The 23050-nt window shown below is 62.3% G+C and carries 21 protein-coding genes and 1 other RNA gene; 18 read left to right on the forward strand and 4 right to left on the reverse strand.

What is annotated here, in order from left to right; genetic code table 11:
* Nucleotides 1-11: 11 nt before the first annotated feature.
* Nucleotides 12-2324 (reverse strand): DUF3772 domain-containing protein, encoded by a 2313-nt coding sequence (locus XalbCFBP2523_RS03540; protein WP_407071010.1) that lies wholly within the window; start codon nucleotides 2322-2324, stop codon nucleotides 12-14.
* A gap of 578 nt (nucleotides 2325-2902) precedes the next feature.
* Here XalbCFBP2523_RS03540 and XalbCFBP2523_RS03545 point away from each other — a divergent pair.
* The gene (locus XalbCFBP2523_RS03545; protein WP_012917217.1) at nucleotides 2903-3463 is read left to right on the forward strand and encodes a nucleoside deaminase; all 561 of its coding nucleotides are present in this window, start codon (nucleotides 2903-2905) and stop codon (nucleotides 3461-3463) included.
* Nucleotides 3464-3485: 22 nt separating this feature from the next.
* Nucleotides 3486-4535 (forward strand): 23S rRNA (cytidine(2498)-2'-O)-methyltransferase RlmM, encoded by a 1050-nt coding sequence (rlmM, locus tag XalbCFBP2523_RS03550; RefSeq protein ID WP_045766305.1) that lies wholly within the window; start codon nucleotides 3486-3488, stop codon nucleotides 4533-4535.
* 73 nt (nucleotides 4536-4608) lie between these two features.
* Here rlmM and XalbCFBP2523_RS03555 read toward each other — a convergent pair whose 3' ends face one another.
* The gene (locus XalbCFBP2523_RS03555; protein ID WP_045766824.1) at nucleotides 4609-5724 is read right to left on the reverse strand and encodes a Gfo/Idh/MocA family protein; all 1116 of its coding nucleotides are present in this window, start codon (nucleotides 5722-5724) and stop codon (nucleotides 4609-4611) included.
* A gap of 91 nt (nucleotides 5725-5815) precedes the next feature.
* On the opposite strand from XalbCFBP2523_RS03555, the gene XalbCFBP2523_RS03560 reads away from it, so the two are divergent.
* From XalbCFBP2523_RS03560 to XalbCFBP2523_RS03575, 4 genes are all read left to right on the forward strand, one after another.
* The gene (locus tag XalbCFBP2523_RS03560) at nucleotides 5816-6712 is read left to right on the forward strand and encodes an SMP-30/gluconolactonase/LRE family protein (protein WP_045766306.1); all 897 of its coding nucleotides are present in this window, start codon (nucleotides 5816-5818) and stop codon (nucleotides 6710-6712) included.
* Between the two features lie 81 nt (nucleotides 6713-6793).
* On the forward strand, nucleotides 6794-7516 hold the full coding sequence (locus tag XalbCFBP2523_RS03565; protein ID WP_012917221.1) for a hypothetical protein: 723 nt from the start codon (nucleotides 6794-6796) through the stop codon (nucleotides 7514-7516).
* Nucleotides 7517-7563: 47 nt separating this feature from the next.
* Nucleotides 7564-7962, forward strand: a complete 399-nt coding sequence (locus XalbCFBP2523_RS03570; RefSeq protein WP_045766307.1) for an EF-hand domain-containing protein — start codon at nucleotides 7564-7566, stop codon at nucleotides 7960-7962.
* A gap of 245 nt (nucleotides 7963-8207) precedes the next feature.
* Nucleotides 8208-8284, forward strand: a non-coding RNA gene (locus XalbCFBP2523_RS03575) — sX9 sRNA.
* 108 nt (nucleotides 8285-8392) lie between these two features.
* Here the strand turns inward: XalbCFBP2523_RS03575 and XalbCFBP2523_RS03580 are convergent.
* A complete protein-coding gene (locus XalbCFBP2523_RS03580; RefSeq protein ID WP_045766308.1) occupies nucleotides 8393-9571 on the reverse strand; it encodes a UbiH/UbiF family hydroxylase in 1179 nt (392 codons plus the stop codon).
* Complete coding sequence (ubiH, locus tag XalbCFBP2523_RS03585; RefSeq protein WP_045766309.1) at nucleotides 9568-10782, reverse strand: 2-octaprenyl-6-methoxyphenyl hydroxylase; 1215 nt, start codon at nucleotides 10780-10782, stop codon at nucleotides 9568-9570. Before ubiH ends, XalbCFBP2523_RS03580 begins: the two co-directional genes overlap by 4 nt.
* A 375-nt stretch (nucleotides 10783-11157) precedes the next feature.
* Between ubiH and XalbCFBP2523_RS16245 the strand changes: the two genes are divergently transcribed.
* The 12 genes from XalbCFBP2523_RS16245 to XalbCFBP2523_RS03640 all read left to right on the forward strand — a co-directional run bounded on the left by XalbCFBP2523_RS16245 (nucleotide 11158) and on the right by XalbCFBP2523_RS03640 (nucleotide 23048).
* Nucleotides 11158-11862 carry a hypothetical protein gene (locus XalbCFBP2523_RS16245; protein ID WP_146084026.1) on the forward strand — a complete coding sequence of 235 codons (705 nt, stop codon included), beginning with the start codon at nucleotides 11158-11160 and terminating at the stop codon, nucleotides 11860-11862.
* Nucleotides 11859-12866 (forward strand): LpxL/LpxP family acyltransferase, encoded by a 1008-nt coding sequence (locus XalbCFBP2523_RS03590; RefSeq protein ID WP_158250770.1) that lies wholly within the window; start codon nucleotides 11859-11861, stop codon nucleotides 12864-12866. Before XalbCFBP2523_RS16245 ends, XalbCFBP2523_RS03590 begins: the two co-directional genes overlap by 4 nt.
* A 17-nt stretch (nucleotides 12867-12883) precedes the next feature.
* A complete protein-coding gene (locus XalbCFBP2523_RS16250; RefSeq protein ID WP_146084027.1) occupies nucleotides 12884-13573 on the forward strand; it encodes a hypothetical protein in 690 nt (229 codons plus the stop codon).
* A 178-nt stretch (nucleotides 13574-13751) separates the two neighbouring features.
* Nucleotides 13752-14336: a hypothetical protein gene (locus XalbCFBP2523_RS03600; protein ID WP_012917228.1), complete on the forward strand. Its 585-nt coding sequence runs from the start codon at nucleotides 13752-13754 to the stop codon at nucleotides 14334-14336.
* 6 nt (nucleotides 14337-14342) lie between these two features.
* Nucleotides 14343-14897: a cob(I)yrinic acid a,c-diamide adenosyltransferase gene (locus tag XalbCFBP2523_RS03605; RefSeq protein ID WP_045766311.1), complete on the forward strand. Its 555-nt coding sequence runs from the start codon at nucleotides 14343-14345 to the stop codon at nucleotides 14895-14897.
* A gap of 24 nt (nucleotides 14898-14921) precedes the next feature.
* Nucleotides 14922-15827: a histone deacetylase family protein gene (locus XalbCFBP2523_RS03610; protein WP_045766312.1), complete on the forward strand. Its 906-nt coding sequence runs from the start codon at nucleotides 14922-14924 to the stop codon at nucleotides 15825-15827.
* A gap of 109 nt (nucleotides 15828-15936) precedes the next feature.
* Nucleotides 15937-18282 carry an LPS-assembly protein LptD gene (gene lptD, locus XalbCFBP2523_RS03615; RefSeq protein ID WP_230599152.1) on the forward strand — a complete coding sequence of 782 codons (2346 nt, stop codon included), beginning with the start codon at nucleotides 15937-15939 and terminating at the stop codon, nucleotides 18280-18282.
* Nucleotides 18279-19646, forward strand: a complete 1368-nt coding sequence (locus XalbCFBP2523_RS03620) for a peptidylprolyl isomerase (protein ID WP_012917232.1) — start codon at nucleotides 18279-18281, stop codon at nucleotides 19644-19646. Before lptD ends, XalbCFBP2523_RS03620 begins: the two co-directional genes overlap by 4 nt.
* A 3-nt stretch (nucleotides 19647-19649) precedes the next feature.
* The gene (gene pdxA / locus XalbCFBP2523_RS03625; RefSeq protein WP_045766314.1) at nucleotides 19650-20624 is read left to right on the forward strand and encodes a 4-hydroxythreonine-4-phosphate dehydrogenase PdxA; all 975 of its coding nucleotides are present in this window, start codon (nucleotides 19650-19652) and stop codon (nucleotides 20622-20624) included.
* Nucleotides 20625-20854: 230 nt separating this feature from the next.
* On the forward strand, nucleotides 20855-21649 hold the full coding sequence (gene rsmA / locus XalbCFBP2523_RS03630) for a 16S rRNA (adenine(1518)-N(6)/adenine(1519)-N(6))-dimethyltransferase RsmA (protein ID WP_045758884.1): 795 nt from the start codon (nucleotides 20855-20857) through the stop codon (nucleotides 21647-21649).
* A gap of 93 nt (nucleotides 21650-21742) precedes the next feature.
* Nucleotides 21743-22126 (forward strand): Co2+/Mg2+ efflux protein ApaG, encoded by a 384-nt coding sequence (apaG, locus tag XalbCFBP2523_RS03635; protein ID WP_045758434.1) that lies wholly within the window; start codon nucleotides 21743-21745, stop codon nucleotides 22124-22126.
* 10 nt (nucleotides 22127-22136) lie between these two features.
* A complete protein-coding gene (locus tag XalbCFBP2523_RS03640) occupies nucleotides 22137-23048 on the forward strand; it encodes a symmetrical bis(5'-nucleosyl)-tetraphosphatase (RefSeq protein ID WP_045758435.1) in 912 nt (303 codons plus the stop codon).
* The last annotated feature ends 2 nt before the right edge of the window (nucleotides 23049-23050 follow it).

Below are 23050 nucleotides of genomic sequence, written 5' to 3' on the forward strand. Positions count from 1 at the left end.
CAGTCCCGCCCCTATTCGGGCGGATCGCGCAGCAGCTTGATCTGCTGCGGCGACTCCAGTGCGATCCCTTCCTCGGCCAGACGCTGCAGCAACGCGAAGAACAGATCGCTGCGGGTGGCGTAGACCAACCGCGGCGAGACGACATAAGCGTAACTGTTGAGCGTGATGCTGCCATTGGCGATGGAGTCGATGAACACCGACGGCACCGGCTCCTGCAGCACGCCCGGATGCGCCGCGTATAACTCCAGCAACAACGTCCGCAGCCTTGCCACATCGGTGTCCAACGGGACCGCGAACTGGATCTGCACCCGCCCCAACGGCCCGGCCAGGGTCATGTTGCGCAAGGTCTTGGTGATAAATTCGGAGTTGGGCACGATCAGCGTGGAGCGGTCGCCCACTTGGATCTCGGTGGAGCGCACGCTGATGCGCCGCACATCGCCTTCATAGTCGCCGATCTTGATCCAGTCGCCGATTTTCACCGGACGCTCGGCGAGCAGGATCAGGCCGGAGACGAAATTCTGAGTGATCGACTGCAAGCCGAAGCCGATACCGACCGACAATGCGCTGAGCACCAGCGCGATCCGCTCCAGGCCGATACCCAGCGCGGCCAGCGCCCACAGCGTGGCCAGCAAAATGCCGGCATAACGCGCCATGGTGCTGATCGAATTGCGTGCGCCATCGTCCAGTTCGGTCTTGGGTAGATAGGTCTGCGTCAACCAGCGGTGCAGGTACTGCATCGTGGCTAGGCCCAACAGCAACACCAGCACCGCGCGCGCGATCGCACCCGGATACAACACCACCTTGTCGCTGACCCGGATGCCCTCGAACAACAGCGAGAACCTTTCGGAAAAGATCGACACATTCGTGCCGAATGGCATCAACAACACGCCAACGCCGATCAGCAGCAGCAACACACGCAATAGCGCCGAGGTCAACACGCCGGCCTGCTCTAGGAGGCTGGGACGCACGCCGAAAGCACCGTTGGCGACACGGCTGATACGGCCAACGTGGCCATCGCTGGCGAACAGCCATAGCGCGAAATCGTCGGCGAAGTTCATCATCAGGCGCATTGCGCCGACGATCATCGTGATCCAGATGAGCTGGCGGGTGATGAACAAGCCCAGATGCAGATAGCCCAACAGTGACGCCAGCAGCGCCACCACCACTACCACCTTGACCAACACACCGATCAACGCCAATGCACCACGATGTTGACTGGACGGCGGCTGCGCATGGGCCAGGGCCTGCGCCACAGCCTCGGCGTACTGGCGTCGACGCAACCGCGACAGGCTATTGACCGTCGCCAAAATCAGCACGGCGTAAGCCAGCGTGACCACTCCATCGACCGCGACCGTGGTGGCATCGCCGATACGACTGGCCTGGTTCAACACCAACAGCATGCCGCTGATCCAGGCCAGCGCCGCAGTCGCCCAGGTGTATTTGCGTAAACGCCGCGCGGTGGCGTCGTCGATCGGAAACAACCGCCAACTCGGCTGGTTGGGCAGCAGCACGCTGGCCCCCAGCGACCCCATGAATGCAGTCGCAAAGCTCACCACGACGAACCCGCTCAGCACAGCCTCCAGCCGCGCCGGTATCGCGTCGATGCTACGCAGCGTCTCGGCCAGCACCAGCGCGGCAAGACCAGGGGTCAGCGTGCCCAGCAGCAGGAACCACAGCGCCAACCCGGAACGACGCAGGCGGCTGCCCGGCGCACGCGACATCGCATAGCGTTTACCCAGCCAGCGCAGCAGATAACGCAATGGAAACAGCAAGAACAACGCCAACGCGACACCGATGCCGAGCGCACCGGCACCGCGATCGGCAAGCGCCGTATCCAACGCCTGCACCGCCTGCGCGTACAACCCCAACAGACGGTCGCGATCGTCGGGAAAATCGCTGGCGATCTGCTGCCACAGCGCGGGCGACAGCGGCGAGGGCGAGCGCAGCGACAGCTCCTGGCTGAAATGCTCGGCTCGTGCACGCTCGATGTCATCGGCTAGCTGTCTGGCCTCCATCGCGAGCAACTTGCCGCGCTTGATCCCCGAATCCAGCCTGCCGTGCTGGCGGGTGAAGGCATTGCGCTGGGCGATGATGTCGGGTCCGTCGCCAGAGGCGGCCGGTCCGAGTTGCTGCAGGCGGGCATCCACCTGCGCCAACTGCGGCGACAGGGTCGACACCACCCCCTGCGCCTCGTCCTCAGCGTCGCCCACCTGCACCACCAGATCCTGCAATGCCCCCTGGTCGACGGCATCGGCCTGCGCGCGGCGGGCATCCTTCAACGCCTGCTCGGCGTGGTCCAGCAAGACCTGCGGATCCTGCGGCATAGCCGCACCCTGCGGCTGAGCGGACGCGACCAGAGCCGCGCACAGCAACACCACCAGCACCAAGTAACGCCGCAAGGACAAGGACACGAAACGGGGCAACAAGCGCACGCAGAGACCAACATGGGCAAACGCGGACCACCGCGCGTGCGGCGCACTATACGACGCCCTGCTTGAACCGAAGCAACGCCAGCGACACAGCGCATCCAGGGCAGATGCCGCGACACATTCAGCCCAGCGAGCCGATTCCCGCCGGCCGCATCAACCTGCACCAGCAGCACGATGTTGCCAGTGTGTGCACTGGACTCCAGTGGCGCATGCCTGCCGCAGCAGGGAACAGCTGTCCATCTCCGGCTCGATCCATCCTTGCGACAACAACAACCACACATGCTGCTCGAGTTCACATGCGAGCGCCGAGTCAAGGCGGTATGGATCAGCTGCTTGACCAGCAGCGGATCTGCTCCAACTCGCGCACCTTGCCCTACCGAACGCCGATTGGAAATCGCCACAACACCTTGCGGGCGGTGTTGCATCTGGAAATTGCGTCTAAGCTACGTACCCCCAGTCGCCACCATCCGCCGATGCTCTACGCGCAAGTCCACCTCACCTTGCCCGCCTGGATCCACGATGCGGTCGACCCACAAGCCGTCTATGCCAGCGATACCGACAAAGTGGCGCTGGCGGTGGAACTGTCGCGTCTGAACTTGGAAGCCGGCAGCGGTGGTCCGTTCGGCGCGGCGGTCTTCGGCCCGGATCACCGGATCATCTCGGTCGGCGTGAACCGGGTGGTGCCGCAAACCACCTCGCTGGCGCATGCCGAGAACATGGCCTACATGCTGGCCCAGCAACGCCTGCAAAGCCCGCGTCTGAACGCTGTGCTGTCTCCGGTCACCCTGGCGACCTCCTCGCAACCGTGCTGCCAGTGCTATGGCGCGACCATCTGGGCCGGCATCGACCGCCTGCTGATCGGTGCCAGCGCCGAGGACGTCATGGCACTGACCACATTCGACGAAGGCCCACTACCAGCGGACTGGGTCGGCGAACTGGAACGCCGCGGTATCGAGGTGGTACGCAACCTGCACCGCGATGCCGCCTGCGCGGTCCTGCGTCGCTACGGCGAACTCGACAGCCCCCGCTACTGACCCCGCCAACCAAGGCTTGCCCATGTCCTCCGTCAACGGCCTGCTGTGCTATTGCCGGCCCGGCTTCGAACCCGAACTGGCCGCAGAACTCAACGCGCGCGCCGCCAGCATCGGGCTCGCCGCCTACGCACGCACCGAACGTAACAGCGGCTATGCGCTGCTGATCTGCGACACCGCACTGCCACCGCACACGCTGCCCTGGCGCGAATTGATTTTCGCGCGGCAGAAATTGCACCTGCTGGCCGAACTGCGCGACCTGCCACCCCACGACCGCATCGGACCAATCTTGCTGGCGCTGGCCGGGCAGGCACGTTGTGGCGATCTATGGGTCGAACACCCGGACTCGGACACCGGCAAGCCACTGTCGGGCCTGGCACGCAGCTTCGGCAACGCGTTGCGTCCAGCGCTGCGCAAGGCCGGCCTGCTCAGCGACACGCCGCACCCCCGGCTACCGCGCCTGCACGTGTGTTTCATGAACGGCACCCACGCCCTGCTCGGGATCGCCGACAGCGACGACAGTGCGCCGTGGCCGTTGGGCATTCCACGGCTGAAACTGCTACCCGATGCCCCCTCGCGCTCGGCGCTGAAGCTGGAAGAAGCGCTGCTGACGCTCCTGACGCCGCACGAGCGCGAAACCCTGCTGCGGCCAGGCATGCGCGCCGCCGACCTCGGCGCCGCCCCCGGCGGCTGGACCTGGGTGCTGGCCCGCCAACATCTGCACGTGACCAGCGTGGACAACGGCCCGCTACGCCAACACGTGCTCGACAGCGGGCTGGTCGATCACCTGCGCGCCGACGGCTTCCACTGGAAACCGCCACAACCGCTGGACTGGATGGTCTGCGACATGGTCGAACAACCGCGCCGCGTCGCCGAGCGCATGGCCACCTGGTTCCGCGAAGGCTGGTGCCGGCATGCGATCTTCAACCTCAAGCTGCCGATGAAAAAACGCTGGGACGAAACTCAACTGTGCCTGGATCTATTCGCCGAGCGCGCCGAACGCCCACTGCAACTGCGCGCCAAACAGCTGTATCACGACCGCGAAGAGATCACCGTGCTGGCGATACCGGGCTGAGCACACGGCGCCGGTTGCATCCGTTGATCGCCTCCAGCAGATCGCACCAACGACGAATGCCTGAAAACGCCCGCTACAACACGATGCGCTGCCCGCCAGCGCCAGCGGAGCGGTAAATCGCATCGACGATGCGGATATCGCGCAAGCCTTCTTCGCCCGGTGCACGCAATGGCCCACCGGTGAGAATCGCCAGGGCGTCCTCGTCCATCTGCAACGCCTGCTGATGACGCACCATCGCATCGAACACACGCCCGTCGCTGGCCTGACCATGGATGCCGTCGTAGGCCTGGAACGGCGCCAATCCATACCAGCCGCGTTCGCATTCGGCGCGCAGCCGATTCATATTGCGGCCGAAGCTGGTTGCACACTCGACCACCACCTCGTGCGGAAATTCCAGGGTGAAGCGCATGTGTTCGTCGACCTCGTCGAACAACGCTGGCCGTTCGGTGGAACGAATCGCGCTGACCGCCAGCGGCTCGGTGCCCACCGTGTAGCGCGCCGCGTTGAGCGGATACACGCCCATGTCGTACATCGCACCGCCGCCGAACTGCCCGCGCAGGCGCCACGGCCGCTGCGCCGGATCGGTGTCGCGATAGCCGTCGTAGCCGGCTTCCGCGTATACCTTGCGCATCGCGCCAAACGGACGTTCGCTGGCCAACGCGATGACCCGTCGCGTGTTCGGCTCATGCTGCATGCGGTAGCCGATACTCAAGCGCACCTTGTTGCGCGCGCAGGCGTCGATCATCGACTGGGCCTGATCCGCATGCAGCGCCATCGGCTTCTCGCACCACACATGCTTGCCCGCCGCTGCAGCGCGCAGCGTCAGTGGCGCATGTAGCGAGGTCGGCGTCACGACGTAGACCACATCGATTGCCGGGTTGTTGGCGATACGCTCCAGGTCGTCGTAGCTGTAGACGTTGCGATCGGGGATGCGGTATTTGGCCTGCCAGTGCGGAATTTTATGCGGCGAGCCGGTGACGATGCCGACGAGCCGGCAATACCGGGTCAATGCCAAGCCCGGCGCCAAGCGCTCGCTGGCGTAACTGCCCAGTCCAACCAGCGCCACGCCCAACGGCTTGCGACGCTTGCCGCGCATGGCTGCCCACAGCGGCGTGACCAATGTTCCAGCAGCCGCAGCAGACAACGCGCTCGACAGCAAAAGACGGCGATTCGGCGAGCACAGCATCATGCGCAACTCCAACCGTACAGTGTTCGCAGGTTAACCGATTGGTCGCGGCGGGTATGGCACACTGCCGCCTCCGCACTCTAGGAAGACGCTCATGCCCCGCCTTTTCCTCGCTATCGCCGCCTTGCTACTGGCCTCCCCTGCAGGTGCACAAGACACCCTCTTCAGCGCCCACGACCTAATCGGCGATGGTGTGTTCACCCATAACATCGAAGGACCAGCGACCGGACCAGACGGTGCGTTGTACGTAGACAATTTCGGCCACGACGGCACCATCGGCCGCGTCGACCGCGATGCCGCCGGGCACCCGCGCGCAACGCTGTTCGTGGAGCTCCCCCACGGCAGCATCGGCAACGGCACCCGCTTCGACCACAACGGGCTCATGTACGTGGCCGACTACGTCCAGCATCGCATCCTGCGCATCGCCTTGCACAGCAAGCAGATCGAGGTCTACGCCACGCTTGCCGGTGCATTCCAGCCCAACGATATCGCGATGGCGCCGGACGGCACCCTGTACGCCAGCGATCCGGACTGGAAACACAACGTCGGCCAACTGTGGCGCATCGATCGCGACGGCAGCGCGCACCTGATCGAAACCGGCATGGGCACGACCAACGGCATCGAGGTCAGCCCGGATGGCAAGCGCCTATATGTCAACGAGAGCGTGCAGCGCAAGATATGGGTCTACGACCGCGCCGGCGACGGCACACTGTCCAACAAACGGCTGTTCGCCAGCTTCGTCAATTTCGGCCTGGACGGCATGCGCTGCGACGCCGACGGCAATCTGTACATCGCCCGCTACAATGCCAGCAAGGTGCTGGTACTGGCTCCCGACGGAACCGTCCTGCACGAAGTCGCGACCAAGGGCCGCAAGCCCACCAACCTGGCCTTCGGCGGCAAGGACGGACGCGACGTCTATGTGACCATGCAGGATCGCGGCGCGATCGAAACGTTCCGCAGCGATCATCCAGGGCGCGAACACGGGCAGTGATGGGATACGCATCGCAGTGGCGTCTCAATCGGCGCAATCGCCGCAGGGCATCCTGCGTCCCTCGACTGGAGGAACGCACACATGCAGCCGATCGCATTGAACGACCCGGCCGGCTTCGCCGAGGAATTCCTGCGACTGACCCTACTCCAGGGATTCCAGTCGCTGACCAAACGCGACCTGGAGTTACTGATTTTCGTCTTACTGGAACGCGACGGCGCGATCGCGCGCAGCGATTCCAACGCGTTGGTGGCGCTGCGCCTGCGCGTGACGCCGGCCAAAGTGAAGGGCCTGCGCCGCGACGGCTACGCTCGCTGGCGCGCACTGGTACCGGAGGACGGCGAGACCGCGCTGCAGCGCATCGTCGCCGCGCTATTGACCGAAGACAACCTGCGCGCCGGGGCAAAGCATGTCAGCGAACGCAGCAAAAAAGATGGCTTCCTGGCGATCCGCATCGAGCACCCCGATGACCAACAGCGCTTCGAACAAGCCATCCTCGACGTCGGCGCGATGCCGGTGTACGAGCGCAACCGCGATGTGATCGCGGTGCGCTTCGACACGTTGCTGAAGATCGCCGAGCGATGGGGTTACCTGCAGCCGGAACCGGAAAAGGTGACGCGCGCGCTGGAAAAGTTGGCCCCCACCGCAGAAGAAGTCGCCGACCTGCTGAAACAGGACCTGAGCAAGCTACGCTGGCAGGATGTGCGCAGAGCGCTCAACAGCCTTGGCGTCAAAGCCATCGCCAGCACCGCCGAAGATGGGTTGAAGGGACTATTGAAACTCGCGTTCCCGTTCATTCCCATCTGAAAACGTCACCGCTCACTGTTATCGCCGCACCGGAGTCCATCGTGTCCATGCTCTACCCTATCGCCATCCTCATCGCCTGCCTGTCCGCGACGATCGCCATGCCCGCCACCGCGCAAAATCTCAACGCGACCTCCAGCGTGACCACCGAACCGCTGCGCGAGGTTCCTGCCCTGGTCCGCTCGCAGCCGCTGAGCAACGGCGTGGTGACCCACCAGGTCCAGTTACCGGTCGCTGCCGGCGAAGCGCCGGTGACCGTGCGCACGATCCAACCCGAACGCGTCGCAGGCAACTACCACATCGACTTCGACGTGCTGGACAGCGATCACGACGGCTACATCAGCCGCAGCGAGGCACAGGCCAATCCAGCGCTGGCCGACGAATTCGATGCACTGGACACCTCGCATAGCGGACGCCTCAGTCGCGCGCAATTGGCCGGCTGGCTGTAAACCCAGCTTCGTGGCGCAGGTCGCTTACGACACCTGCACAGGTCGTTTCCGTTTCGATAAGCATCACGCATACCAAACGCTGCGCACGCAATGGCATACGCGCAACTGCCAGACAGCAAGGGAAATACGCGTTGAGCAAGGCGGCTGCGCGCCGATGCAGCACCGATTTTTTAGACACGATTAAGAGTAGCTAACAAAACGACTGCGTCGCCGCCGGATGGGCGCGGGCCGTGTTCGGAATCCTCATGCACCCCTTTGTACACTGAGGTTCCTGCGCGCTGTCAGCCCCCACCCGACAGCGACTCGCGGCGTTTTCTTAGCCACTCTATTGCGTTCGGGCCGATGTTTTTGACTCCTTTCCAGCAAGACGAAGCGACTGCTGCATGCATCTGCGGCGTAGTGACCACGATGCTCAGCTTGCAACACATACTCACATGCCGGACGCGCGCTTCCAGAATGCATGCATCAGCAGCGGCAATTTGCCGGCCAGCCCCAGCAGCGGCCCACGCAAAAGGGTCAGGTGCAGGTCATCGTTGGAGAACACACGATTGATCGTATCGAAACCGTAAGCAGCGACGGTGTTGTCACTGCGCCGTGCACGCGCCCAGCGCGCCAACCGATGCGGCGCAGCCCAATCGACACCGCGCGCCTGCGCCTGCCGCACCAGCGCAGCCAGTGCGGCGACATCGCGCAGGCCGAGGTTGACTCCCTGCCCAGCCAGCGGGTGCACCACATGCGCAGCATCGCCGAGCACCAACAGGCCGTCGCGTCGATACGTTTCCACCAGTTGTCGACGTAGCGGGAATCCGACCCGCAGCGACGCGGCACGTACCGTGCCCAGGCGCGCACCGAAAGCTTGGGTCAGTTCCGCGCCAAAGGCCGCCTCATCCAGCGCCAGCACCCGCGCCGCCTCCGCCTCGGGCAACGTCCACACGATCGAGCTGCGACCATCGGCAAACGGCAGCAATGCCAGCGGCCCGCCCGGCAGGAAACGTTGCCAGGCCGTGTCCTGGTGCGGCCGTTCGGTCTGTACGAAAGCGACCACACCGCACTGAGCATAATCGTGCGCCGGCGCATCCAACCCCGCCAGACTACGCAAGGTGGACTCGGCGCCATCGGCGGCAATCGCCAAGCGCGCATCGAGCCGGCGACCATCGTCCAGGCGCAAACGGACCCGCTCGTGCGACGGCTCCAACGCCTCTACCCGCGCCGGGCAGTGCAATTGCACACCAGCCGCCGGTAGCTCCGCCCACAGTTGCTCGAGCAACAGCGCGTGTTCGACGATCCAGCCCAACTGATCGCGTCCCAGCGCATCGGCATCGAACGTCAACTCACCGCCACCGCCGGCATCCCAAACGCGCATGCGCCGGTATGCGCAAGCGCGGCGCGCGAGCACCTGCGACCACACTCCACTGCCGTGCAACAGCGCCGCGTTATCCGGAGCGAAGGCATATACCCGCAAGTCCGGCGTAGCAGGCGACCAACGCGGTGGTTCACGGCCCTCGACCAGGGCCACCGCCAGGCCCTCGCTGGCCAACGCCAACGCACACGCCGCACCGACCACGCCACCGCCGACCACCACCGTATCCAGCATCCCGCGCCGACTCATGCCACAGACTCCCGACACAAACGCGGCACCTCGCCACGGAACCCCATCGCCCCACCGACCAGCAACGACTGCAGCGGCGCGGCACCGGCGGCGGCCAGCAGACTCAGACTGCGCAACGGGCGCAGAACGGACGCGGGATTGGCCGTCAGCCGCGCCAGCCCGCCGGAAAAAGCCACGGTGCGCTGGCGATCCTGCTCGCGGCGCCGCACGTACTCCTGCAGCAGCGTCGGCGCGCCGGGATCGGTGCGATCGTGTTCGAGTATTTCAGCCAGGGTCAGCGCATCGCGCAGCCCCAGGTTGAAACCCTGCGCACCAAGTGGATGCAGGGTCTGCGCGGCATTGCCCAACAGCACCGCACGCGCGTCGGTCAAGCGATCGGCCAGAACCTGCACGATCGGATAGACACTGCGCTCGCCACTGCCGAGCAAGCGACCGACCCGCCAACCCAACGCGTCCTGTAGGCGCTGCAGCCAAGCCCCTTCGTCCAGCGCCGCCACCGCGTCGGCGTCCTCGGTGGCGACCGCATGGATCGCACCGTAATGCCGATCACCACGCGGCAGCAGCGCGGTCGGACCATCATCGCGGAAGCGCTCGTAGGCGGTGCCATCGGGTTGACGGCTCCCGCGCACCCGGGCCACGAACAGGGTTTGATAGAAATCGTGGCGGATCGCGTCGATGCCCAGCGCGTCCCGCACGGCGCTGGCGCTACCGTCGGCGCCAACCAGCAACCGCGCCTGCAACACCTGCTCGACGCCGTCGTGAACGACGCGCAGCCGCCGCGAATTGGCAGTGTCCCCGTCTTCGACCGCCACGCACCGCGCGGGTCGATAGCGGTGCAGATGCGAGGCTGCGGCCAGACTGGCCTCCAGCGCCTCGCCGAAATCGCGCGCCACCACCACCTGACCGAACGCCTCGCGCCCATAGTCGGCCGCGTCCAGCCGGACCCGGCCAAAATCGCCAGCACGACTGACATGGATACGCCGGATCGGGCCGGTCGGCGCGCGCAACCGCTGCATCACCCCAAGCGCGGTCAGTGCGTTGACCGTGGCCGCAGCAAAGCTGAGGTTGCGCTGGTCGAACACCGCCGGCAACGCGCCCGGCAGCGCGGCCTCGACCAGCCCCACGTCCATGCCCAGGCGGTCCAGCGCGATAGCCAGACTGGCACCGACCAAGCCGCCGCCCACGATCACTACGTCATGTCGTTTGCTCATCCGACCATGATACGACCAGCCTCGCAAGGTGCGGCCAAGCCTGGCACGTCTACCCATGTAGAAATCTCACCAATTTTCCTTGACAAGGAGAACTAGAGATTGCTTGAATCGCAGTGCCGGTCGCAACACGGCAAATTAAACCATATTATATTAAGGATGATTCACAATGGTTACGCCTGATATTTTTCTCGACTTATTGCAAAATAGTCTGATGGCAGCAGATCATATCAAAGATCACCTCTCTTTTCTAACCAGCGACATCCCGCAGCCACCGACCACCCCTATTTGCGTCTGCCATTTTTAATAAAATCTAGATTTTAAGGTGGGCCGTCATTTTGACGGCCCTTTTATTTTTTTAATTATTAGATACCGACGATGCACGGCATATCTATTGACGAAGTCATGATGACGGCGTTTGGCCACATTGACTCCCCCGTAATAATTGCCTTACCAACCACCCATAACTTCATCAACCTCTCCTTTCGCGAGGAGAGCAGAGAGAATTTGTACATTTCTGGCGATCCAGATATTTTATCAGAACTTCACCCATCCAATAAAAAAATAATCAGCCGCTCTCAAGCCATTTCTATAATTGATGCAACAAGCAAAAGCAAGCATGCATTACTTCCAATTATATTTTCCTTCCCAGACCAAATCACCTCCCATCCCAACATCCAAATATTTTCATCTCGCAATGGATTGAGCCGAGGATTTTGCGCCTTTGAGATACTAGCCACATCAAAATACGGATCAACACTCTTCATTTGGCAAGGGCATGAATTCGTGAAAATCGAAAAATGCGCAAGTGCATCTACAATACTCTACCACTTGAATAATTATCTTGACCATGCTGACAATATTTTGAAGAGCACGTGGCTAACAAGCAATCTGCAACCCAGTCGATCAATGCCAAAAGTCATGGAAGAGGCGATTATCCACATAAATCATTATCAATCCCTCCTGGCCATGAATGCGAATAACGCCAATGATGCAATTAAAGCCATAAACAGCATCAATAATTTGGAGGGCATCAAGGAAAATATTGAAAATATTCTCAGAAAAACCGGATGCCGCACGTGAAAACTCCAATCTCGCTAAAGAAATTTCTAATTGATTATTTTTTGTTTTTTGCAACCCAAAATAAGAAGAGCAGAATTATTGAATATACAACCGGAATAAAATTTTCGGAAGCGGATTTTGATATCATGACCGATGCGTGTAAAAATTCAGGATGCACGATAAATCACTATTACAGATGGAGACTCAGGGAAAGATTGGCAATTGATATCTTAAAGCAATCAGACTCCGTTGCATGTATCAATTTCATCAAAAACAACACGCATAATATTGAAGAAATCGAACAGGCTGTAATCAAAGCTGATAGCGGCATACTCCTCACCACCATGCACTACGGCTCTTTTGTCCCCGCCATTTTTGCATTAGTTTCTCATATTTCAAAATTTCGAAAAATATGCGTAATTTACGACCCGCCAGAAGTCAATGCTAAAAATCGCGACTTTGATTTAATAGCAAAAAAAATGGCGACAGAATTTGGTGACGACTTTACCCCAGTCCATAACAACTCACGAGGACTAGCATCGGTTATCCGAACGCTAAAAACGGGAGGTGTCGCCGTAATTATGACAGACGTCTTCCATTCAATAAAAAACACCTACACGATTGATTTTATGGGTAGATTTTACAGGACCCTTCTTGGAGCGGCATATATCGCCAGACGATCAAATAGCGCAATAATCCCATTCCTATCGAAACCCATAATGGAAGATTATAAATTCAAAATAATAAGATCAAATCATATAAAGGCAAATGAAATATACGATCAATTGAAACCAATAGCCCGCAGGCCGGATTTTTATTGCGACCACAACACAATTTCAAAAATTTACAAATGTTACGAGGAAATGATTGGCAACGACCTGATTTACTGGCTCTATATCTTTGAACATTCATGCCACCCCACGACCCCGAAATACTATAAAGAAATCAACACCACCCAACTAGATGCAATAATATCAAAAGACCCCAGAATTAACGCAGCCAAAATTCCGGAGATCTCAATATAACTAGGCAAGCACGCACCATGCATTCAAAATCAAAAAAAGAACTCGACAATAGCAATTTAAAACTGAAATTTATTTCCGCACTTTTCGTTTTAACTCTTCATTTTTTTTTCTTCTTGTTTTTAATTTCAAAATCAGCCGTAACACCCCTGCACAGCCAAGCAGGAATGAAAATAAAATTCATCCAAAGGAGTTCTTTGGAGCCCTCCTCTTTGCAGCACATCAAAGACAACATCGTCGCAGGCAAGGCGCGCGATATGCCATTAGCCAGCAAGCGCGCTTCGGGGAAACCGAAAAAATCAAACAACGCCAATGTCCCGCCGCCCGCGCCACTCCATGAAACAGAAGAATATTCAACTGCACCCACGGCACACTCACCAGATCAGCTCATATTGACGCTACCCACTGATCCCCTGAAAGGCAATCAATCCGGAGACAACATCGATTTCGCGCCGAAAATCATGGCGCACCATACAAGTGAGAAAACCTTTTCTTCTGGGCCGGAACGATTGCATATGCGCACCAACTTGCCGCCGCGAGAAGTTATTGCAATGGTTTCAAAGTTTATCGGCCTCTGGCCCCCAGGCTATACAATCGACCCATGCATCATCCGAAAAGAAGAGGTCGATTCGCTGAGAGACGCAGTCTCAGGGAGTGATCGCGCACAGTTAGAAGAAGCATTGAGGAAAGAAAATCAGGTTTGCCGATAGATGCAGCCATTCTCACAGCCTGTGCGACAATTCGGTTTGGCACGTCGTTCATCGCATAACAGTTAAACGGTTCAATTTGCAGACTCCCGCACCTACCACCACTTTCGACTCGGCAGCGGCAAAGCCCCATGCATCCCAGTAGAATGCATCTTCTCACGCGCAAACGATTGCCTTCGCCATGACGTCCTCAGCCCACCGCCTCCCCGCCCTGCTTTTGCTGGCGTCGCTGCTGGCCGCGACCCGCATCAATCACTTCGGCGCCATTCCCGATGCTTCCTGGGCGGTGTTCTTCATCGGCGGCTTCTACCTGCGCAGTTGGACCCGCTGGGCGTTCCCGCTGCTGATGGCCATAGCGGTATTGGTCGACTATCTGGTCATCCATGGCCAGGGCCTGGATTTCTGGCAGCACTACTGCGTGTCGCCAGCCTACTGGTGTTTGATCCCCGCATACTTTGTGCTGTGGGTCGGCGGCGCTTGGCTGGTGAGCCACTACCGCGGCGCCGACTGGCGCGCGCTGGGCCTGGCCACGGGCAGCCTGCTGATAGCGGTGGCCCTGTGCCATCTGATCGCCCAGGGTAGCTTTTACTGGGTCAGCCACAGCGTGCCCAATCCCACTCTGGCTGGCTGGCTGAAGAACTACAGCGACTGGCTGTTGCCTTACCTGAGCAGCGCGGGCCTGTACGTGGCCCTGGCCGCCGCGATCCAGGTCGGCGGCGAGCAGTTGACACGCCTGGGCCAGCGCGACCAGCCAGCCGGCCACTGAGCGGACATGGGTCATCGTCTCTCCAGGATCTATACCCGAACCGGCGACGACGGCAGCACCGGACTGGGCGACGGCAACCGGGTCGGCAAAGATTCGGCCCGGGTCGCCGCCTACGGCACCGTGGACGAAGCCAACTCGGCGATCGGCATGGTCCTGGCCTGTTCGCTGGCCGAGGACGTACGCCAGTTGCTGACCGGGATCCAGCACCAACTGTTCGACCTCGGCGGCGAGTTGTGCATTCCCGGCCACGCCGCGATCCAGGCCGCCGACATCGACGCACTGGAGCAGCACCTGGACCGCTACAACGACACCTTGCCACCGTTGCAGGACTTCATCCTGCCCGGCGGCGGCGAGGCGGCAGCGCGCTGCCACCTGGCCCGAACCATCGTGCGCCGCGCAGAACGCGAGACAGTCGCGCTCTCGCGGCAGGACGCGGTACGCTCGGAAACGGTGCGCTATCTCAACCGACTGTCGGATCTACTGTTCGTGTTGGCGCGCGTGCTGGCACGGGCCGATGGCCACGGCGAAGTGCTGTGGCGCCACGACCGTCGCCACGCCTAGCGGCACCCCACAACGCGCCTGCACATGCTGATCTACACCCATCCCGCCTGCCTCGGCCACATGCCTGGGCCTGACCACCCGGAACGGCCCGAACGCCTGGAGGCAGTGGTCGCGGCGCTGCGTGAGGCCTTCCCCGAGCTGGAATGGCGCCAGGCGCCGCTGGCCAAGCTCGGCGATCTGGCGCGGGTGCACGAGCAGGCACTGATCGATCGCGTCCTGGCCGACATCGACGGCACGCGCATGCTCGACATGGATACCATGCTTTCGCCCGGCTCGCGCGCCGCCGCGCTACGCGCCGCCGGGGCCGGGACTGCGGCGGTGGATGCGGTCATGCGCGGCGAAAGCGACACCGCCTTCTGCGCGGTGCGCCCGCCCGGCCACCACGCCACCGCGACCACCGCAATGGGCTTTTGCCTGTTCAACAACGTTGCTATTGCCGCTGCCCACGCCCTCGACAGCCACGGTCTGGAGCGGATCGCCATCGTCGACTTCGATGTGCACCACGGCAACGGCACCCAAGCGATCTTCGAGCGCGACGCGCGCGTGCGTTACCTCAGCACCCACCAGTCCGGTCTGTTTCCACACTCGGGCGGAGTCCACGAGCGCGGCGTCGGCAACCTGCACAATGCCTTGCTGGCGCCGGGTAGCGACGGCATGGGATTCCGCAACACCTGGGCCGACCAAATGCTGCCGCTGCTGGACACCTTCAAACCGCAACTGCTGCTGATCTCCGCTGGTTTCGACGCGCATCTGCGCGACCCACTTGCCGACCTGATGCTCGATAGCGAAGACTTCGCCTGGCTCACCGCCCAATTGCGCACGCTTGCACAGCGGCATGCACACGGCCGGGTGGTGTCGCTGCTGGAAGGCGGCTACGACCTGCAAGCGCTGCGCGAATGCAGCATCGCCCACGTCGACGCATTGTGCTGAACCCACCGCGGCCCCGATGAACCCCGTCCCACGCCGTGGGGCACCTTCATTGCCCCTATGCGCAGGATGGGGCAAGCTAGCGGCCGTTTTCGCCCGATACCTGACGCGCGTGCGCCGAGCTCTCCGCCTGCTACCCCTTCCGTTCAGTATCGCCCTCTGTCTGCCGACAGTGGCGGCCGAAAAGCCGCCGAACTGGGGTCTGTGCCCGACCCCCGACGTGCTGCCCAAGTTCGACGACGCCCCCAAGCCGGATCCGAAGCTCGCTGCGAACCGCGAACAGCAGCCGACCGATGTCGAGGGTGACCAACTCTCGGGCACCACGACGATCCCGAACTACACCGGCAATGTCGCGCTCAAGCGCGGCGACCAGTTCATAGGCACCGACAGCCTGCGCATGGACACCGAGACCGGCAACTACATCGCTCAGGGTCACGTGCGCTACCAGGATTCGTCGATCCGACTGATCGCCGACCGCGCCGAGGGTAATCAGGACACCAACACCCACAAGATCACCAACATCCGCTATCAGTTGACCTCCCGGCGCGGCAACGGCACCGCAAACTCGGTGGACCTGCAGGGTGCGCTGGGACAAATGCACCACTCCACCTATACCACCTGCGATCCCTCGCAACGGGTGTGGGAACTCTCTGCACCGGAGATCGACGTCGACAGCAACGAAGGGTTCGGCACCGCACGCAACGCGGTCCTGAAGATCTACAGAGTCCCGATCATGTACTCGCCCTGGTTCAAGTTCCCGATCAACGACAATCGCACCAGCGGCTTCCTGTTCCCGACGTTCGGCTTCAACAGCCGCAACGGTTTCGACTACATCCAGCCGTACTATTTCAATCTTGCGCCGAACTACGACGCCACGCTGTACCCGCGCTTCATGAGCCGACGCGGCCTGATGCTCGGCAGCGAATTCCGTTATCTCTACGATGGCGGCAAGGGCGAGGCACTGGCGGGCTACCTGCCCAACGATAAACTGCGCGACAAGGACCGCGGTCGCTTCCAGTACCAGGGCTACCACAACATCAACCCGCAATGGCAGGTGCGCGCCTCGTTGATCTGGGTCAGCGACGATCGCTATACCGAAGACTTCTCCAACCGCCTGCTTGGCAACACCGTCAGCAACCTGCAGAGCACAGTCGGCGTCTATGGCAGCGGCGAGACCTGGACCGCCGGGCTGATGGCCGATCGCTGGCAACTGGCCGACTACACTCTCACTGAAGATTCGCTGCCCTACAGCCGTCAGCCGCGCGCGTTCTTCAACTGGAACAAACCGCTCGGCGACTACTTCGAGGCCGGGCTGTACAGCGAAGCGGTGCGCTTCGTACACGACGATATCCACGCCAAGGATGCGCTGTACAAGCGCACCGGGGTGGTCACCGAGCGGCCCGGCGGCGACCGCCTGGATCTCAAACCCTACATTTCCATGCCGCTGGCCGGCGCCGCCTGGTTCCTCAAGCCGACCCTGGCCTGGCGCTATACCGCGTACCAATTGGAAAAAGATCTTGCGACCACGCTCGGCGGCGACACCACGCCCTCGCGCAGCCTGCCGATCGCCAGCGTCGATGCCGGCGTCTACTTCGACCGCGATACCAAGCTCGGCAAAACTAATTATCTGCAAACCCTGGAACCGCGACTTTTTTACCTGTACACGCCGTATCGGGACCAGAACGACCTACCTATCTTCGACACCCGCGAATTCACCTTCAGCTGGGGCCAATTGTTCCGCGATTCGCGCTACACCGGCGCCGACCGCCAGAACGATGCCAACCAATTGACGATGGCGCTGAGTTCACGCCTGCTGCGCCAGAACGACGGCAAGGAAAAGCTGTCGGTCAGCCTGGGACAGATCCTGTATTTCGACGACTCCCGGGTCAGCCTGCCCAACAGCGACACCACGATCGCGCAGGGCAAGTCGGCCTGGGTCGCCGACGCCAACTACATGATCAACGACCGCTGGACACTGGGCACCACCTATCAGTGGGATCCCAAGTATCACCGCAAGGATCTGGCCAGCTTCCGCATGCGTTACCTGCTGCCGGGCGACGGCATCATCAACGTCGGCTATCGCTACCGCCGCGACCTGCTGGAGCAGGCCGACGCCTCGTTCCTGTACCCGATCAACCCGAACTGGAGCCTGGTCGGCCGCCATTACTATTCGATGATGGACAAAAAGCCGCTGGAGAGCATCCTCGGCGTGCAATGGGACAGTTGCTGCGTGGCCGTGCGCGCGCTGGCGCGGCGCTACGTGCGCAATCGCACCGGCGCAATGGACACCGCGTTCCAGATCGAATTCGTCCTGAAGGGGTTCTCCTCGCTGGGGCAGGACACGGACCGCGTTCTGCGCCGTGCTATCCTCGGCTACAACCGCGACGACCTGTACTTGGTCCCGCCCAGCAACACCACGGCCGATCCGGACGCTTACGATCCGAACCAGATTCCATGACCAAGACCCTCTCTGCTTTCCTCCTCGCCGTGCTGGCAATCGCTGGCGTATCTGCCCAGGCCGCCGTACAACAAACCCAACCGCTGGATCGCATCGCTGCGGTGGTCGACGAGGATGTCGTGCTGCAGAGCGAGCTGGATCGTGCCGTGCGCAACGTCAAGGCGCAGTATGCAGGTCGCGACACGCAACTGCCGCCGGATAACGTGCTGCGCCGCCAAGTGCTCGAACGCCTGGTTCTGGTCAAACTGCAAGTGGCCCGCGCCAACAGCACCGGCATCCATGTCAGCGACGACGAACTGAACCGCGCCATTGCCAGCATCGCCCAGCAGAACAACACCGACGTGGACGGCCTGCGCAAGAAAATTGCCGCCGACGGCATGTCCTACGACGACTTCCGCAACTCGGTGCGCGACGAAATCACCGTGCAGCGCCTGCGCCAGAGCTTCGCGCAAAGCCGCATCAACGTCAGCGAAAGCGAAGTGGACGCCGCCCTGACCCAGCAAGCGACCACCGGCACCCAATACCACCTCGCGCATATTCTGGTCGGCCTGCCGGAAGGCGCCACTGCCGAGCAGATCAAGACCGCGCAGGGCAAGATCGATGGCGTCAAGAGCCTGATCGACAAGGGCGAAATCGACTTCAATGCCGCTGCCGTGCGCTACTCCGACAGCCCCAACGCCCTGGAAGGCGGCGATCTCGGCTGGCGCAGCCTGGACGAGATCCCGAACGCATTCGCCCAGTTGATCCGCGACATGAAGCCCGGTCAGGTGGCTGGCCCGCTGCGCGGCCCCAGCGGCTTTCAGTTGCTGAAGCTGGTCGAAGTACGTGACGCCGCCGCCAACCCTGAAAAGAAGACCGTCACCGAGTACCACGCCCGCCACATCCTGGCACGGGTGAGCGACGCGCAGCCCGATGCCGCCGCCAAGGCCAAGATCGAGACCTTGCGCGCGCGCATCGCCGGTGGCGCCGATTTCCAAAAAGTGGCCAAGGAAGCCTCCGATGATACCAACAGCCGCAATCAGGGCGGCGATCTCGGCTGGTTCCCGATCGATGCGTTCGGCGCGGATTTCGGCCACCAGGTCGAAAGCCTCCAAGACGGGCAGATTTCTCCGCCGTTCCGCACCGAGGCCGGCTGGCACATCCTGCAACGGGTCGGCGAACGTCAGACCGACGTCACCAGCGACACGCAGCGCGCCCAAGTTCGCGAGACCATCGGTCGTCGCAAGCTGGAGGAAGAGTACAACCGCTTCCTGCAGGAAATGCGCGGCGAAGCCTACGTCGACCTGCGCCTGGGCAACACCGACACGCCTACACCGGCCACCGAGACCACACCGGCGCCGGCTCCCGCCGCTGCCAAACACTGAACCATGCGCCCCTCGCTCGCGCTGGTCCCAGGCGAGCCGGGCGGGATCGGCCCGGAGCTGTGTGTGCGGCTGGCGCAACAGCCGCGGCACGACTGCCAACTGCTGGCTTTCGCCGATCCCGACACCCTACGCGCCGCCGCCGCGGCGCTATCGCTGCCGCTGCAACTGCTGCCCGAATCCAGTGCCGCCCTCGCCCCCGGCGACCTGCGTCTGCGCGTGGTCGCCAACACCCTACCCAACCGATTCGGTCGTACCGAGGCGGCCAATGCCGCCGCGGTGATCGGCGCGTTGACCCAGGCCGCCGACGCCTGCCTGCGCGGCGAACTGGCCGGCATGGTTACCGGCCCGGTACACAAGGCCGCGATCAACGCAGGCGGCATCGCCTATACCGGCACGACCGAACTGCTGGCCCAGCACGCCGGCTGCGAGGTCGTGATGATGCTGGCCAACGACATCGTGCGCGTGGCGCTGGTCACCACGCACTTACCGCTGCGCGCAGTCGCCGATGCACTAACCCCCGAACTACTGGAACGTAGCCTGCGCATCACCCACGCCGCGCTACGCCGCGCGTTCGGCATCGCCATGCCCACCATCGCCGTACTCGGACTCAACCCACACGCCGGCGAGGACGGCCATCTGGGGCACGAGGAGATCGACGTGATGCGGCCGGTGCTGGAGGCCCTGCGCGGCGAGGGCATGCGCCTGCTCGGCCCGCTGCCCGCCGATACCGCGTTCCTGCCGCAGAAGCTCACCGAGGTCGACGCCGTAGTGGCGATGTACCACGATCAAGGGCTGCCGGTGCTGAAATACAGTGGTTTCGAGCAGGCGGTGAATCTGACCCTGGGCCTGCCCTACCCGCGCGTGGCGGTCGACCACGGCACCGCGCTGGAACTGGCCGGTCGCGGCCTTGCCGATCCATCCAGCCTGTTCGCCGCAGTCGCCTTGTGTGCGCAACTAGCCGCGCGCCAGGATGGATAACCGTACCTGCATTGCAGTAGAGACTGTCGAGACTTCGGCTTCGAGGGCCCATACCCATGCGAAATCCACGACAAGGCGCGTCTCGGCTGACAACGGGCACGGCAGCAGAACGTGGAATCGCCCAAAGACACCGCTCATGGCCTGCGAAGGTGATCCAAGCCCCGTCGGACGAGCGTGCGGATCATGTCAGCACGCAGCATCGTCCATCCCATGCCGATAAAATGCACACCATGACCTCCTCTCCCGGCTTTGGCGCACCGGCCAAGAAATCGCTCGGCCAACACTTCCTCAGCGACCGCCACTACATCGACAACATCGTCCGCGCGGTCGATCCCAAACCGGGCGACCGGCTGGTCGAGATCGGCCCCGGGCAGGGCGCGATCACCTTCCCCCTGCTGCGCCGGCATGGCCAACTGACGGTGATCGAATTCGACCGCGACCTGATCGAACCACTAACCACCGCCGCAGCCAACCTCGGCGAACTCACCATCCTTCACCGCGATGTGCTCTCGGTGAACTTCGGCGCGATGGCCGGCGATGGCCGTATCCGTCTGATCGGCAACCTGCCCTACAACATCTCCTCGCCGATCCTGTTCCATGCCCTGGACCATGCCGCGGCGATCACCGACATGCACTTCATGCTGCAAAAAGAGGTGGTCGACCGGATGGCCGCCGCGCCAGGCAGCAAGGTCTACGGCAGGCTCAGCGTGATGCTGCAGGCCTACTGCGAGGTGACCGCCCTGTTCGTCGTACCGCCGGGTGCGTTCCGCCCTCCTCCCAAAGTGGATTCAGCGGTGGTGCGGCTGGTCCCGCGGCCTGCCCAGGAGGTTGGCATCGCCGATCCGCGCCGCTTCGCCGACGTGGTGCGCGCCGCGTTCGGGCAACGCCGCAAGACCCTGCGCAATGCGCTCAACGGCGTCTGCGATGCCCCGCAGTTCGAGGCCGCCGGGGTACGCGCGGACGCACGCGCCGAGCAGCTCGCGGTCGCCGATTTCGTGCGACTGGCCAACCTACCACTCTCCTGAACCAGCGACACCAATGCGGTGAGCCTCCCTTTCACGATGGGCTCCTCGGCGTGGGTCGTCCATTCCGGCGTCCGCTTTGCTTACACTGTGAGCATGAATGATGACGCCCCCTATCGCATCGAGGTCGAAGTATCGCCCCGATTCCTCGTCGACCAATCGGCACCTGAGGAAGGGCGCTATGCGTTCGCCTACACGATCCGCATCCGCAACCGTGGCCGCATCGCCGCACGCCTGATCGCCCGACACTGGGAGATCACCGACGGCAACGGGCGGATCGAGCGTGTGGACGGGGACGGGGTCGTCGGCGAGCAGCCGCGGCTGCGCCCCGGCGAGGATTTCCGTTACACCTCCGGACTCATGCTGGAAACCGAACACGGCATGATGCGCGGACACTACGATATGGAAGCCGACGACGGCACCCAGTTCATCGCCGCAATCGCGCCATTCGTGTTATCCGTGCCACGGACCCTGCACTGATGGCGGCCGCATGAGCGTCTGGGCAATCGGCGACCTGCAGGGATGCTACGACATCACCCAGCGGCTGCTGGAAAAAATTCGCTTCGATCCGGCGCTGGACCGGCTGTGGTTCTGCGGCGACCTGGTCAACCGCGGCGGGCAGTCGTTGGAGACCCTGCGCCTGGTGCATTCGCTGCGCGAACACAGCGTGGTGGTGCTTGGCAACCACGACCTCTCGCTGCTGGCGATCGGCGAACGCAATGCGGACGAACAGCGCAAGGTCAACCCGGACTTGCAGCGCATCGTGCTGGCCGAAGACCGCGACGAACTGCTGACCTGGCTGCGCATGCAGAAACTGCTGCACGCCGACCGCGCACTAGGGTGGATGATGATCCATGCCGGACTCGCGCCGAAGTGGACCACGACCATAGCCGAAAAACACGCACGCGAGGTCGAGCAACAACTGCACGGCAACGGCTACCGCAGGCTATTGCGCAACATGTACGGCGACCGCCCGGCATGGACGCCGGGGCTGACCGGCTACGACCGTTCGCGCGCGATCATCAACCTATTCACCCGTGCCCGCTATTGCACTCCGCGCGGTCGCATCGCCATCGAGGAAAAGGGCGCCCCCGGCACCCAGGCACAGGGCCTGTATCCCTGGTTCGAAGTGCCGGGACGGGTCGAGCGCGACCTGAAGATCGTCTGCGGCCACTGGTCCGCGCTGGGCCTGACCATCACCCAGGGCGTGCATGCCATCGACACCGGTGCGGTCTGGGGCGGCAAGCTCACCGCACTGCGTTTGGATAGCGAGGAGCTACAGGTCGTGCAAGTCCCCGGGCGCGCGGTCGAAGGACCACCACCGGCAGCACGCGTCAGCACGCCGCGGCAGCGTAACGCTCAGAAACGCAGCACGACCACGCCCTCGCCTGCTCAGGACTGATC

It is taken from the genome of Xanthomonas albilineans (genome assembly GCF_002939705.1).
In the GTDB taxonomy this organism is placed as follows: Bacteria; Pseudomonadota; Gammaproteobacteria; order Xanthomonadales; family Xanthomonadaceae; genus Xanthomonas_A; species Xanthomonas_A albilineans.